This is a genomic window from Methylobacterium sp. 2A (assembly GCF_009806555.1).
Taxonomy (GTDB): Bacteria; Pseudomonadota; Alphaproteobacteria; order Rhizobiales; family Beijerinckiaceae; genus Methylobacterium.
Map to the genome: position 1 here is coordinate 139,560 of NZ_VUOK01000034.1, position 13,521 is coordinate 153,080.

A 13,521-nucleotide genomic window follows, 5' to 3' on the forward strand; every position below is an offset into this window, starting at 1 on the left:
TGATCCAGATCCCGGCTCGAAATCGCCTCAAAGCTGTCCGTGATCAACACTCCTTGTCGTGCTCCAGCACATCGCCGGGGAACGGGCTCCGCGCACGCTGAGAGTAACGCGCTCGATCGGCGGCGGAGGGCGCCCGCGCGGCATATGTCTTCGTTCCCCTTCGCGGGAGGGGAAGAGCCGCGGGGCCACCCCCGCGCGATCTTCAACGGAGCGATGCGAACACCGCCACGGCCGTGGGCGAAACCCCGCGGCGCGCGGCGTGCCCCGGGTCCGATCTTCAGATCGCCTGGACTTCCCGGATCTCCGGCAGGAAGTGCCGGAACAGGTTCTGCACCCCGTGCCGCAGGGTCGCGGTGGAGGACGGGCAGCCCGAACAGGCGCCCTTCATCTCCAGATAGACCACACCTTCCTTGTAGCCGCGGAAGGTGATGTCGCCGCCGTCCCCGGCCACGGCCGGGCGCACGCGCGTCTCGAGCAGATCCTTGATGGTGACGACCGTGTCGTGATCCGCCTCATCGTAGAACTCGTCGCCGGGCTCGATCGCGTCGTGGCCCCCCTCGGCCATCACCGGCGCGCCGGACTGGAAATGCTCCATGATCGCGCCGAGCACGGCCGGCTTCACCTGCGCCCAGTCGGAGCCGTCCTCGGCCTTGGTGATGGAGATGAAGTCGTGTCCGAAGTACACGTTGGATACGCCCGGCACCGCGAACAGCGCCGAGGCCAGGGGCGAGCGGGTCGCGGCCTCGGCATCCTTCGCCTCGAAGGTGGACTCGGGAAGGACCACGCGTCCGGGCAGGAACTTCAAGGTCGACGGATTCGGCGTGGCTTCGGTCTGGATGAACATGCTGGCATAACTCCGCTGCGCCGGTTCAAGGCCGGCCGGGACATGCGCCCCCGGGCGCGTCCGTTCATGTGGACCGACCATCGGAATTTCTCAACCTGTGCGGCTTCGCGCGAGAGTGGACATTCCAGCCGGCGCGACCGAGGACGGGCGCGTTCAGGAGGCAGAGGAGCCGACGGTGACCGTGACCGGGGATGAGATGCGCGCGCAGGACATGCTCAAGGACCTGCGCGAGACCCAGACGAAGCTGGAGGAGGCCCGGGCCGAAATCGCCGCGCTCAAGGTTCTGCTCGCCCTGCGCACGCGCCAGCACGATCAGGCTTGGCAGGCCGCACGACGCGCCGCCCGGGAATGCGAAGTCGCGCCGGCCCCGACGGACGCCGCGGGAAGCGCGGGCGCGGCGCACGCTGAGGCGATCGCCCGCGCGGAGGCACGCACCGATGCCGTCCGGGTCGTACTGGGCGCCGTCCTGGCGAGCCTGCGCATCTGGGGTCTGGACCGGCGCCGGTTCCAGAGGCTCGTCATCCAGGCCGGCCGCGATGCACCGGTGGCGGGACCCGGTGCCGAGCGCCATGCGATTTTCCTCGCCGAGGCGCGGCGCATTCTGGGGCGCACCGAATAGCCGGGCCTCGTGACCGCAGCCGCCGAGCGACGCCGGTCGCGTCAGCGCGTCGCGACGCATGACGGCCGCCCGATGCAGCGCCACCGGCGGCGGTCCGCGCGCCCGATCGGCAGGGTTAACTGCCTCTTAACCAGGGCCTCCCATCGTCGATCGCAGGACGGACAGCGAGAGGTCAACGGCATGCAGATCAGCGAACACCACGTGCGTGAATGCGCCTATTTCATCTGGGAGAACGAGGGCCGCGTTCACGGTCAGGCCGCAGCGCACTGGCTGCGCGCCGAAGCGACGTTGCGCGCCAACGCCACGCTGGCAGCCGCGGCGGTGACCGAGGCGGCCCCGGCCCGGAAGGCTGCCGCCCCGGCGAAGGCTGCCGCACCGAAGGCCGCGGCGACCAAGGTTGCGAAGGCTGCTCCGAAGGCGGCTGCCACGCCGGCGGCACCGAAGCCCGCCCCCGTCAAGGCTGCCGCGAAGCCGGCTGCCCCGAAGCCCGTCCGGGCCTCCAAGACTGCGGTCACGGTCGGCTTGGCCGCCAAGGCGAAGCCCGTCCGCACCCCGGCCGCGATGCACTGACGCGCACCGCCGCCGACACGTTTCAGAAGCCCGCCCCCAGGCCGGGGGCGGGCTTCTGCCGTTCCGGCGCCTCGCGCAGGGAACAGGCCCGCCATCGCCCCGTTGACGAGGCTGAAGCGGGCCGCCCTGCGCCGCGACGAGGCTGGCATGCGCGCTGTGATCTTCGATATCGACGGGACTCTGATCGACAGTGTCGATCTGCACGCCCGGGCTTGGGTGGAGGCCTTCGCGCATTTCGGCATCCAAACGGACCAGAGCGCGGTTCGCAGTCAGATCGGAAAGGGCGGCGACGAGCTGATGCCGGTCTTCCTGACGCGGGAGCGGATCGAACGGGACGGCGCGGCGCTCGAGGCGTTCCGGTCGGACCTGTTCAAGCGGAAGTACCTGCCTGAGGTGCGCCCTTTTCCGGGTGTCCGCCCCCTGTTCGAGCGGATCCGCGCGGATGGCCTCACGATCGCGCTGGCCTCCTCGGGCAAGCGGTCCGAGGTCGAGCGCTACACCGACATCCTGAAGATCGGCGATCTGGTCGATGTCGCCACCAGTTCGGACGACGCGGACCGCTCGAAACCACATCCCGACATCTTCAAGGCTGCCCTGGCGAAGCTCGACAGCAAGCCGTCCGACACGGTTCATGCGGTCGGGGACACGCCCTACGATGCCGAGGCCGCGGGCAAGGCGGGCGTGCCGACCCTCGGCCTGCTCTGCGGCGGCTTTCCGGAAGCCGACCTTTCCGCAGCGGGCTGCGTGGCGATCTTCCGCGACCCGCAGGATCTGCTGGACGGGTTCGACCGATCACCCCTGGCGCAGCGGTAAGAGCCGTTCAGGCAAGGGATATCGGGGGCGCCGGCCGCGATATCCCCATGTTTCGCACCACGTGTTGCAGTGCGGTGACGGGTCGTGATGCCGGCTACGGAAAAACGCGAAAGGGGCTGGTGCGGCTCGGGCAAAAGGCGTAGCGAGCCGCCGCCCCAACTTGGATCCTTTCGAAGGACGAGCGCCGCTGATGCCTCAGACCCATCAGGCCCAACCGGCATCGCGTTTCGTTCCGGTCGCCAAATCGCTGCCGGAACAGATCGCCGAGGCCGTCGAATGCCGGTCGACCCCGCTCAGTCACCTGCTGCGCCTCATGGCGGCCCTGCAGGCCGAAGGCGGAAACGAAGCCCTGCGCCTGCGCCTGAGGGCCCGGATCGGAGCGCCGCTCGACGCCTGACCGGCGCGGGCTGACCTGTCAGGATCACCGACGGCGCCGCTTGTGCCGCCGGTTCGCCGGCCGGGCCGGTTGCGCGGATTGGCCCAGCCGCGCCATGCAGGCATAGTAGATCTGCTTGCCGACCTCCTCGAGTTCCAGACCCTGCGGATTGGGGGCCGCAAAGACCTTCGCCTTGGCTTCCAGGCGACAGGCCGCGTCCTCGGGGCTGCGGATCGGAGGTTCGGCATGGGCCGGGCCCAGGGCCAGCAGGAGGCCGATCAGCGTTCCGGACGTTCCACCTGCGGGAAAACGCCGTCTCGCCCAAGCGTGCGCCATTCGGATCGCAGTCCTCACCCGACTCTGACGGGGAGATAGAGCGTTTCACCCCGCGGTGAACCGTTCGAGACGACGTGTCTGGCCTCCGTCACGGCACGATCCACAGGCACCGCCCGGCGCCCGCGATCGTCATGCACTCGTAGGGCGCGCCGCCGATCAAAGCCCGCTGCTCAACAGAACCGATCGTCTGTCGGTCGATACTGCGGCAGCCAGTCTCACCCGCCGCGCGGCCCGAGCCCGGCGTCGCGTCGATCCGACGGGCGGCCAACAGGGTGTCGCAGGCGATCGCCGTCGCGCGATCCTGGGCGATGGCGGATCCCGTCCAGACGGCTGCGGAAAGGATCACCAGACCGGTTCGGAACATCATCGCGCGACCTCGCCCCGTCAGCCGCACGGACAGGGCTGAGCCACAGACCGTCGCCAACGCCGGATACGGCGCGCGGGTTTCCGGGCAGAGGCCTTACATGCGACGACGCCCGCCGGGGGGCGGGCGTCGTTCCGTCGTGACGAATGAACGAACGTCGCGTCCGCTCAGCGCTTGACCTTCACCTTGGCCTTGCGCGCGGCGTAACGGGCATCGCGCTGGGCCTTCTTGGCAGCGAGTTCGGCGGACTTGCGCTCCTGCGCGGCGGCGAGCTCGGCGGCTTCGCGGGCGAGCTGGGCCGCCAGTTCCGCTTCCTCGCGCTGACGCTTCTCCTCGGCGGCCTTCAGCTCCGCGGCGATGCGCGCGGCCTCCCGTTCCCGGGCCCGCTCCTCGCGCGCCTTGGCGATCTCGGCCCGGGCCTTGGCCTTGGCGATCACTTCCGGATCGTCGGCCGCGGGTCGCGCCTTGAACTTGGCCAGCAGGGCGGCCTTGGCATTCTGAGAGTTTTGGCGGCGGTCGTCGAAATTTCTGTAGTCGAATGCGCTCATCTGGCCTTTCTCAGTTCGGTATGTTGGGCGTCTTGCAGGAACATCCGGCTATGCCGGCAAGGGACCTCGATCTGCAGATTCCGACGCCGTCCCCGGACCCCAGAACCGTGCCGACCCATCGGCGAAACCGATGGTTCGACCCGAGCGCTCGGTGTGCGCCGGAGCGCTCGGGTCGAACCAAGGTTTGAAAAACGGTAAGCCCTTACCCGGAGCTCCGTCGGAGATGCAATCGTTGGAGCACGCTCAACCCGTCGACGCAGCGACAATCCACATCGTCTCTGTAAGAGTTTCATCCGGCGGTGCAGAAAAACATCAAACGACGGCCGCGGTGAGTAGATCACCGGGAGAAGGCCAAGAGCGTGTCTCGCCGGTCAGAGATATGTCGCGCGCAACGCGGTGGCAAGGTGGCCGACCTGGACTGACCGTATAGCCGGGGATGCACGCAGGCGCGCAGCGATGCGGTCCATCGAGAGACGTGGTCAACGCCCCTCATGGTCGAAGATCTGCAAAAACGGACACATTCAACATTCGCAACCCTGATTTGCGTCCATCACAATTTAGATCTTAAGGTGATTCGGCCGGCGTCCCAGAATCTTCGGCTCTCCTCGACACCAGGCGCTCGGCCGTCGGGGCGGTGGCTCCGGATCGGGCAGCCTATGAACCGTGCCGCGAGGCCCTACAGGATACCGCGCGCGCAGGTCGGCGCCGCCTTGCACAATAAACGGGCACTCCACCGGCGGAATCGAACCGGTGGCATGAGGCCTGATTTTTGAATCCCGATTGCCCATTCCGCGCAGACGAGAGGATCGCAATGGCCGAAACCGCCCCCGTGTTCGAGCCCGAGCCCTACATCACCGCCACTGCGCCGCTCCTCGGCCTCGCGATCGACGCGGCGTGGACCAGCTCGGTCGCGGCCAATCTGCGCGTTCTCGCAGCGGCGGCGGCTCTGCTCGCCGAATCCCCGCTGCCCGAACTGGTCGAAGCGGCACCACGATTCGAAGCATGAGCGCGTTGCCGACGGGTGCGGCCTCGATCGCCGCCGCGGTCGCGGATCGGCGCTGCAGCGCGCGCAGCGTGATCACGCAAACCCTCGAACGGATCGAACGGGCGGATGGCCGCGTCAACGCCTTCACGGACGTGCTCGCCACGCGCGCCCTGGCCCGGGCCGACGCCCTCGACGCCGCTCTCCGAGAGGGCGCTGCGTCGCGCCCGCTCGCCGGCGTGCCCTTCGCGGTCAAGAACCTGATCGATATCGAAGGCCTGCCCACCCGGGCGGGCGCGAAGATCAACCGCGAACATCCCCCGGCCCGGCGGGACGGTGCGCTCGTGCGGCGACTCGAAGCGGCCGGGGCGATCCTCGTCGGCGGCCTCAACATGGGCGAATACGCCTACGACTTCACCGGCGAGAACGTCCACGACGGGGACGCCCACAATCCGCATGCCCTGGATCACATGACCGGCGGCTCGTCCGGCGGGTCCGGCGCCGCGCTCGCCGCCGGGATGGTGCCGCTGACGCTGGGCTCGGACACGAATGGCTCGATCCGGGTGCCCGCCGCCTTCTGCGGCTGCTTCGGGCTGAAGCCGACCTATGGGCGGCTCAGCCGGGCCGGAAGTTTTCCGTTCGTCGGCAGCCTCGACCATCTCGGCCCCCTGGCGCGCAGCGTCACCGATCTGACCCTGGCCTACGACGCCATGCAGGGTCCCGACCCGGATGATCCCGTGGCGACGACCCGCGCGCCGGAGCCGGTCCTGCCGGGCCTGGACTGCGGCATCGGCGGCCTGCGGATCGCGGTGGCGGGCGGCTATTTTGCCCGGGGCGGCGATCCGGACGCCTTCGCGGCGGTGGCGCGCGTCGCGGAGGCGCTCGGCGCTCAACGGACCGTCGAGCTGCCGGAGGCCCACCGCGCCCGGGCGGCCGCCTACCTCATCACCGCCGCCGAGGGCGCGACGCTGCACCTCGACCGTCTGCGCACCCGGCCAGGGGATTTCGACCCGGCGGTGCGGGACCGGCTGATCGCCGGCGCGATGATCCCGGCGCCCTTCGTCGAGCGGGCGCAGCGCTTCCGCCGCTGGTATCGCGACGCGGTGCTCGACCTGTTCGGCAGCGTCGACGTGATCCTGGCGCCCGCCACGCCCTGCCGGGCGCCGAAGGGCGGCCAGACCCACTTCGTCCTCGACGGCGTGAGCCTGCCGGTGCGCGCCAATATCGGCGTGTTCACGCAGCCGATCTCGTTCATCGGCCTGCCGGTGGTCGCCGCGCCGGTCTGGCTCGATGACGGGCTGCCGCTGGGGGTCCAGGTGATCGCCGCGCCCTGGCGGGAGGATCTCGCCCTGCGCGTCGCCCGCCACCTCGAACGGACCGGCATCTGCACGGCGCGCGTCGCGGAGCTGACCTGATGGTGATCGACGATCCCGCCGTGAAGGCCGAGGTCGAGGCCGCGTTCCGGGCCTACGAGACGGCGCTCACCACCAACGACGTCCCGACCCTGGAGGCCTTGTTCCGGGACGATCCGCGGACCATCCGGTACGGCATCGGCGAGAACCTCTACGGGATGGACGCGATCCGCGCCTTCCGCCGCGCCCGCTCGCCTGCGGGCCTGGAGCGCACCCTGGCGCAGACGCAGATCACCACCTACGGGCGAGACTTCGCAACCGCGATGACGCTGTTCACCCGCGCCACCGCCCCCGGAAAGATCGGCCGCCAGAGCCAGACCTGGATGCGCTTCCCCGACGGCTGGCGGGTGGTGGCCGCGCATGTGAGCCTGATCGACGCCGAATAGCGCTGCGCAGCTCTCTCAAGGTCTTAGGGGAGACGGACGGCATCGCATGGGGCCGGTTCCACGCGCGGCCCCTTTCCCGGGCGCATGCAGCGCCAGCGGAATGCGACCCGGGAGCCAGCACAAGACTCCGCGAAGCGTCGATCTGCTGCAACCTGTGCCGCTGGCGCGGCACTTCTTGTGCTGGGTCCCGGATCAGGTTCCGCTGACGCTCCACCTGTCCGGGAAAGGGCGCGTCAGGTGCCCAGATGTTCGGCCCTATACCTCGGAAGGGCTGGGCCAGCGCGGGTCGCGGGGCGACTGGCCGCCGGCTTGCATACGGTCGAGCGTATGCCGAGCCCGACTGGCCCGGACCCACGCGAGTACCCGATCCAAGATGTTGTCCCGTTTGAGAAAATTCGGCGCCCGTGCGGCGCTGGCCGGCGCCCTGGCGCTCTCCGCGAGCTCTGCCGCCCGCGCGCAGGGGACGCTGCGGATCGGCATGACCGCCTCCGACATTCCGCTGACCACCGGCCAGACCGACAATGGCGGCGAGGGCATGCGCTTCCTCGGCTACACGGTCTATGACGGGCTCATCAATTGGGACCTGTCGAGCGCGGAACTGGCCTCCGACCTCGTGCCGGGTCTCGCCACCAGCTGGAGCGTCGATCCGAACGACAAGACCAAGTGGACCTTCAAGCTCCGGCCCGGCGTGAAATTCCACGACGGCTCGGACTTCACCGCCGACGCGGTGGTCTGGAACCTCGACAAGCTCCTGAAGTCGGACGCGCCGCAATACGATCCGCGCCAGTCGGCGCAGGGCAAGACCCGCATCCCGGCGGTGGCGAGCTACCGGGCGGTCGATCCGATGACCGTCGAGATCACCACCAAGGCCCCCGACGCGACGCTGCCCTACCAGATCGCCTGGATCATGATGTCGTCGCCGGCCCAATGGGAGAAGGTCGGCAAATCCTGGGACGCCTTCGCCAAGCAGCCTTCGGGCACCGGCCCGTGGAAGCTGACCCTGTTCGCCCCGCGCGAACGCGCCGAGATGGTCCCGTTCAAGGAATACTGGGACAAGGACCGGGTGCCGAAGCTCGACAAGCTCGTGCTGATCCCGCTGCCGGAAGCCAATGCCCGCACCGCCGCGCTCCGCTCCGGGCAGGTGGACTGGATCGAGGCGCCCGCACCCGACTCGGTGGAATCGCTCAAGAGCGCCGGCTTCACCATCGTCACCAACGCCTATCCGCATAACTGGACGTGGCACCTGTCGCGGGTCGAGGGCTCGCCCTGGAACGACATCCGGGTGCGCAAGGCGGCGAACCTCGCCATCGACCGCGAGGGGCTGAAGGAGTTGCTCGGCGGCCTCGCCATCCCCGCCAAGGGCTTCATGCCGCCCGGCCACCAATGGTTCGGCCATCCGACCTTCGACATCAAGTACGATCCGGAGGCCGCCAAGAAGCTGCTCGCGGAAGCCGGCTACAGCCCGGCCAAGCCCCTGAAGCTGAAGGTCGCGATCTCGGCCTCGGGCTCGGGCCAGATGCAGCCGCTGCCGATGAACGAGTTCATCCAGCAGAACCTCGCCGATGTGGGCATCCAGGTCGATTACGAGGTGGTCGAGTGGAACACGCTGATCAACATCTGGCGGGCCGGCGCCAAGGCCGACATCTCCCGCGGCGTCTCGGCGATCAACTACTCGTACTTCATCCAGGACCCGTTCACCGGCTTCATCCGCCACCTGCAGTGCAACCTCGCCCCGCCGAACGGCACGAACTGGGGTTATTACTGCGACCCGGCGATGGACAAGCTGTTCGATCAGGTCCGCAACACCTTCGACAAGGCCGAGCAGACGAAGGTGCTGCAGAAGATCCACGAGAAGTACGTTGACGACGCGCTGTTCGTCATGATCACCCACGACGTGAACCCGCGGGCGATGAGCCCGAAGGTGAAGGGCTTCGTCCAGGCGCAGAACTGGTTCCAGGACTTTTCGAAGATCACCATCGCGACGGCAGCGCGGTAGCGCCGCAACCTTAACCCTCCCCCCTCTGCGGGGGAGGGTGCCCCGCGCATGCGGGGCGGGAGAGGGGAGCCCGGGTTCAGGAAAGAGCGGAGCAGGTTTGAAGGCCAGCGGCCCATCCTGCACCGTCGCTCCCCTCTCCCGACCCCCTTCGGGGGCCACCCTCCCCCGCAGAGGGGGGAGGGGGTTCAGCGGCGACGACATCGTATTCGATCACAAGGCCAATGATGCTCCTCTACACCCTCAAACGACTGGTCTACGCGACGCCCGTGGCGTTCGGAGTCAGCGTGGTCTGCTTTCTCCTGGTCCACCTCGCGCCGGGCGATCCGCTGAGCGCGATCCTGCCGGTCGACGCCACCCAGTCCATGATCGACGAGATGCGCGCCGCCTACGGCTTCGATAAGCCGCTGCCGGTCCAGTACCTGATCTGGCTCTGGCACGTGCTGCACGGCGATCTCGGCATCTCGATCGCCACCGGCCGTCCGGTGCTCGGCGAGGTCAGCCGCGCGGTGGTGAATTCGCTGATCCTCGCCGCGGTGGCGACCGTGATCGGCTTCACCTTCGGTACGCTGTTCGGCTTCGTGGCGGGCTATCACCGCAACTCGCTGGCCGACCGGGCGGCCTCGGCCCTCTCGGTCTTCGGGGTGAGCGTGCCCCATTACTGGCTCGGCATGGTGCTGGTGATCGTGTTCTCGGCCACCCTCGGCTGGCTGCCGCCCACCGGCGCCGGGCCGGACGGCTCCGGCAACTGGCGGCCCGATTTCGACCACCTGCGCTACCTGATCCTGCCGGCGGTCACGATGTCGGTGATCCCGATGGGAATCATCGCCCGCACGGTCCGGGCGCTGGTGGCCGACATCCTGTCTCAGGACTTCGTCGAGGCCCTGCGCGCCAAGGGCATGGATGAGCGCGGCGTGTTCCGGCACGTGGTCCGCAACGCCGCCCCGACCGCGCTCGCCATCATGGGCCTGCAGCTCGGCTACCTGCTCGGCGGCTCGATCCTGGTCGAGACCGTGTTCGCGTGGCCGGGCACCGGCTTCCTCCTCAACGCCGCGATCTTCCAGCGCGACCTGCCCCTGCTCCAGGGCTCGATCCTCGTGCTGGCGATGTTCTTCGTGCTCCTCAACCTCCTGGTGGACGTGATGCAGACCGCCCTCGACCCGCGCATCGAGCGCGCCTGAGCCGGAGCCCGATCATGACAGCTCCCGTCACCGCGGCCTCCGTCGCCCTCGACGGCGGCGTGCTCGCCGCCGAGGACGCCGCCCACGGCGCTGAGGCCGCCTTCGTCCCCTCGCGCGGCTTCTGGGGCCATGTCGGCCACCGGCTGGTGCGCGATCCCGTCGCCATGGGCGCGGGCGCCGTGATCCTGCTGGTCGTGCTGATCGCGATCCTGTCGCCCTGGATCACCCCGATGGATCCCTACAAGGGCTCCATGCTGCGCCGGCTCAAGCATGTCGGCGACGCCACCTACTGGCTCGGCTCCGACGAACTCGGCCGCGACATGATCAGCCGGCTGATGCTGGGCTCGCGGCTGTCGCTGTTCATCGGCGTCACCCCGGTGCTGATCGCCTTCGTGATCGGCTCCGGCATCGGGATCCTGGCCGGCTATGTCGGCGGCTGGACCAACACGATCCTGATGCGCACCATCGACGTGTTTTTTGCGTTTCCCTCCGTCCTTCTCGCGATCGCATTGTCGGGGGCGCTCGGCGCCGGCATCTTCAATTCGATCGTGTCGCTGACCTGCGTGTTCGTGCCCCAGATCGCCCGGGTGGCCGAGAGCGTCACCACGGGCATCCGCCGCCGCGACTACATCGACGCCGCCAAGCTCTCGGGGGCCTCGGCGCTGACGATCATGCGCGTGCAGGTGCTCGGCAACGTGGTCGGCCCGATCTTCGTCTATTCGACCAGCCTGATCTCGGTCTCGATGATCCTGGCCTCGGGCCTCTCGTTCCTCGGCCTCGGCGTCCGGCCGCCGGAGCCGGAGTGGGGCCTGATGCTCAACACCCTGCGCACCGCGATCTACGTCAATCCGGTCGTCGCCGCGCTTCCGGGCGTGTGCATCTTCATCGTCTCGATCGCCTTCAACCTGTTCTCGGACGGCCTGCGCGCCGCCATGGAGATTCGCCAGTGAGCGTCATCCCGGACGCCCCCGACCCGTTCGCCCGCGACCGCGGCGGACCCGCCCAGCCGCTCCTGTCGGTCTCAGGGCTGATCAAGCACTTCCCGGTCCGCAAGGCCGGGGGCAAGAAACAGGTGGTGCGCGCCGTCGACGGCGTCGATTTCGACGTCCTGAAGGGCGAGACGCTGGGCATCGTCGGCGAATCCGGCTGCGGCAAGTCCACCACCGCCAAGCTGCTGATGGGCCTGATCGCGCGCGATTCCGGCCAGATGCTCTACGACGGCCAGGCGATCGGCGAGCGCGCCATGCCGTGGCGGTCCTATCGCCGTCAGGTCCAGATGGTGTTCCAGGACAGCTACGCGTCGCTCAACCCGCGCATGACGGTGGAGCAGTCGATCGCCTTCGGCCCGAAGGTCAACGGCGTTCCGGGCCGGGAGGCGGTGGAGCGCGCCCGCGCTCTGCTGGCGCGGGTCGGCCTGGAGCCGAAGCGCTTCGCCGGCCGCTACCCGCACGAGATCTCCGGCGGCCAGCGCCAGCGGGTCAACATCGCCCGGTCCCTCGCCCTGGAGCCGCGGCTGGTGCTCCTCGACGAGGCGGTCTCCGCGCTCGACAAGTCGGTAGAGGCACAGGTTCTGAACCTCCTCCTCGACCTCAAGGCCGAGTTCGGCCTGACCTACATCTTCATCAGCCACGACCTGAACGTCGTGCGCTTCATCTCCGACCGGGTGATGGTGATGTATCTCGGCCGCGTCTCCGAGATCGGACCGTCCGACACGGTGCTCGACGCGCCGGCCCATCCCTATACCGAAGCGCTGCTCGCCTCGATGCCGTCCCTCGATCCCGACAACCGCACGCAGGCCGCGCTGTTGCAGGGCGACCCGCCGAACCCGATCGATCCGCCCCCGGGCTGCCGCTTCCACCCGCGCTGCGCCCTCGCGGAGGGTGTCTGCGCCGGGACCGAGCCGCCGCTCGACGCCATCCGGCCGCTGCACCGGGTCGCCTGCCTCGCCCGGCAGCCCGGCTCCGGCCATTCCGCGGCGCCCGCAGAGGCGCTCGCCGCATGAGCACGAAGCTGTCATCCTCTGAACCCGCCGTCACCCTCAAGGACCTGCGCGTCGCCTTCGGCAAGGTGCAGGTGGTCGACGGCGTCGACCTGACTCTGGAGCGCGGGCAGGCGCTGGCGCTGATCGGTGAATCCGGTTCCGGCAAGAGCGTCACGCTCCGCGCGATCCTGCGCCTGTTTCCGGAAGGGCGCAGCCGGATCGAGGGCACGATCCGGGCGGCCGGCCAGGACGTGCAGGCCCTGACCAAGCGCCAGCTCGCCAATTTCCGCGGCGGCGACGTCTCGATGATCTTCCAGGAGCCGCTTCTGGCCTTCGACCCGGTCTACACGGTCGGCCGGCAGATCACCGAGGCGATCCTGCGCCACGAGACCATCTCCAAGGACGAGGCCCGCAAGCGGGCGCTTGCCCTGTTCGAGCGGGTGCGGATCCCGAGCCCGGAGCGGCGCCTCGACAACTACCCGCACGAGATGTCGGGCGGCATGCGCCAGCGCGCCATGATCGCCCTGGCGCTGGCCTGCCGGCCGCAGGTTCTCCTCGCCGACGAGCCGACCACGGCGCTCGACGCCACGGTTCAGATCCAAGTCCTGCTGCTGCTGCGCGAGTTGCAACGCGACCTCGGCCTGTCGATCGTCATCGTCACGCACGATCTCGGCGCGGCCGTTGAGGTCGCCGACCGGATCGCCGTGATGTACGCGGGCAAGATCGTCGAGACCGGCACCGCCCATCAGGTGGTTCTCAACCCGCACCATCCCTACACGATCGGCCTGCTGCGCAGCCGGGCCGAGGGTGCGCTCGCCAAGGGCTCCCGGCTCCAGACCATCCCGGGCAGCCCGCCCGATCTCGCCAACCGGCCGCCGGGCTGCCCGTTCGCACCGCGCTGCTTCCTGGCGGAAGAACGCTGCCGCCGGGAGATGCCGCCGGTCGCCGAGATCGGCCCCGGCCACCGCGTCGCCTGCTGGCGGACCGAGGAGGCCTCGGCCGCCTATCGCGCCGGCCCGACGCCGGTGCGCGCCGCCGAGCCGATCCCGGCCTGACCTCGACGCCCCCGCGCGAAGTCTTTATCCGGCTACGGGCGGTCCGGTGGTGGGCCGCCCG

The 13,521-nt window shown here is 69.2% G+C and carries 16 protein-coding genes; 12 read left to right on the plus strand and 4 right to left on the minus strand.

Annotation, left to right across the window (positions count from 1 at the left end):
• Positions 1-277: 277 nt before the first annotated feature.
• The gene (locus FVE89_RS16875) at positions 278-844 is read right to left on the minus strand and encodes a NifU family protein (RefSeq protein ID WP_160535108.1); all 567 of its coding nucleotides are present in this window, start codon (positions 842-844) and stop codon (positions 278-280) included.
• A gap of 175 nt (positions 845-1,019) precedes the next feature.
• Between FVE89_RS16875 and FVE89_RS16880 the strand changes: the two genes are divergently transcribed.
• From FVE89_RS16880 to FVE89_RS16895, 4 genes are all read left to right on the plus strand, one after another.
• Positions 1,020-1,463, plus strand: a complete 444-nt coding sequence (locus FVE89_RS16880) for an atp-dependent helicase (protein WP_342389937.1) — start codon at positions 1,020-1,022, stop codon at positions 1,461-1,463.
• Between the two features lie 180 nt (positions 1,464-1,643).
• A complete protein-coding gene (locus FVE89_RS16885) occupies positions 1,644-2,033 on the plus strand; it encodes a DUF2934 domain-containing protein (RefSeq protein ID WP_160535109.1) in 390 nt (129 codons plus the stop codon).
• 147 nt (positions 2,034-2,180) lie between these two features.
• Positions 2,181-2,846 carry an HAD family hydrolase gene (locus tag FVE89_RS16890; RefSeq protein WP_160535110.1) on the plus strand — a complete coding sequence of 222 codons (666 nt, stop codon included), beginning with the start codon at positions 2,181-2,183 and terminating at the stop codon, positions 2,844-2,846.
• A 190-nt stretch (positions 2,847-3,036) separates the two neighbouring features.
• Positions 3,037-3,243, plus strand: coding sequence for a hypothetical protein (locus tag FVE89_RS16895; RefSeq protein ID WP_160535213.1), 207 nt, complete (start codon positions 3,037-3,039; stop codon positions 3,241-3,243).
• A 24-nt stretch (positions 3,244-3,267) separates the two neighbouring features.
• On the opposite strand, the gene FVE89_RS16900 is transcribed toward FVE89_RS16895, so the two are convergent.
• From FVE89_RS16900 to FVE89_RS16910, 3 genes are all read right to left on the minus strand, one after another.
• Positions 3,268-3,558 (minus strand): hypothetical protein, encoded by a 291-nt coding sequence (locus FVE89_RS16900; protein ID WP_246730917.1) that lies wholly within the window; start codon positions 3,556-3,558, stop codon positions 3,268-3,270.
• A gap of 88 nt (positions 3,559-3,646) precedes the next feature.
• A complete protein-coding gene (locus tag FVE89_RS16905) occupies positions 3,647-3,952 on the minus strand; it encodes a hypothetical protein (RefSeq protein WP_342389938.1) in 306 nt (101 codons plus the stop codon).
• A gap of 137 nt (positions 3,953-4,089) precedes the next feature.
• Positions 4,090-4,470 (minus strand): DUF6481 family protein, encoded by a 381-nt coding sequence (locus tag FVE89_RS16910; RefSeq protein WP_160535111.1) that lies wholly within the window; start codon positions 4,468-4,470, stop codon positions 4,090-4,092.
• An 811-nt stretch (positions 4,471-5,281) separates the two neighbouring features.
• Here FVE89_RS16910 and FVE89_RS16915 point away from each other — a divergent pair.
• The 8 genes from FVE89_RS16915 to FVE89_RS16950 all read left to right on the plus strand — a co-directional run bounded on the left by FVE89_RS16915 (position 5,282) and on the right by FVE89_RS16950 (position 13,460).
• Positions 5,282-5,476 carry an AtzG-like protein gene (locus FVE89_RS16915; protein WP_160535112.1) on the plus strand — a complete coding sequence of 65 codons (195 nt, stop codon included), beginning with the start codon at positions 5,282-5,284 and terminating at the stop codon, positions 5,474-5,476.
• On the plus strand, positions 5,473-6,867 hold the full coding sequence (locus FVE89_RS16920) for an AtzE family amidohydrolase (protein WP_160535113.1): 1,395 nt from the start codon (positions 5,473-5,475) through the stop codon (positions 6,865-6,867). Before FVE89_RS16915 ends, FVE89_RS16920 begins: the two co-directional genes overlap by 4 nt.
• On the plus strand, positions 6,867-7,250 hold the full coding sequence (hpxZ, locus tag FVE89_RS16925; protein ID WP_160535114.1) for an oxalurate catabolism protein HpxZ: 384 nt from the start codon (positions 6,867-6,869) through the stop codon (positions 7,248-7,250). Before FVE89_RS16920 ends, hpxZ begins: the two co-directional genes overlap by 1 nt.
• 373 nt (positions 7,251-7,623) lie before the next feature.
• The gene (locus FVE89_RS16930) at positions 7,624-9,246 is read left to right on the plus strand and encodes an ABC transporter substrate-binding protein (protein ID WP_160535115.1); all 1,623 of its coding nucleotides are present in this window, start codon (positions 7,624-7,626) and stop codon (positions 9,244-9,246) included.
• A 224-nt stretch (positions 9,247-9,470) separates the two neighbouring features.
• Positions 9,471-10,424 carry an ABC transporter permease gene (locus FVE89_RS16935; protein WP_160535116.1) on the plus strand — a complete coding sequence of 318 codons (954 nt, stop codon included), beginning with the start codon at positions 9,471-9,473 and terminating at the stop codon, positions 10,422-10,424.
• 14 nt (positions 10,425-10,438) lie between these two features.
• Positions 10,439-11,374, plus strand: coding sequence for an ABC transporter permease (locus tag FVE89_RS16940; protein WP_160535117.1), 936 nt, complete (start codon positions 10,439-10,441; stop codon positions 11,372-11,374).
• A complete protein-coding gene (locus FVE89_RS16945) occupies positions 11,371-12,426 on the plus strand; it encodes an ABC transporter ATP-binding protein (protein ID WP_160535118.1) in 1,056 nt (351 codons plus the stop codon). Before FVE89_RS16940 ends, FVE89_RS16945 begins: the two co-directional genes overlap by 4 nt.
• Positions 12,423-13,460 (plus strand): ABC transporter ATP-binding protein, encoded by a 1,038-nt coding sequence (locus FVE89_RS16950; protein WP_160535119.1) that lies wholly within the window; start codon positions 12,423-12,425, stop codon positions 13,458-13,460. Before FVE89_RS16945 ends, FVE89_RS16950 begins: the two co-directional genes overlap by 4 nt.
• Positions 13,461-13,521: the final 61 nt, after the last annotated feature.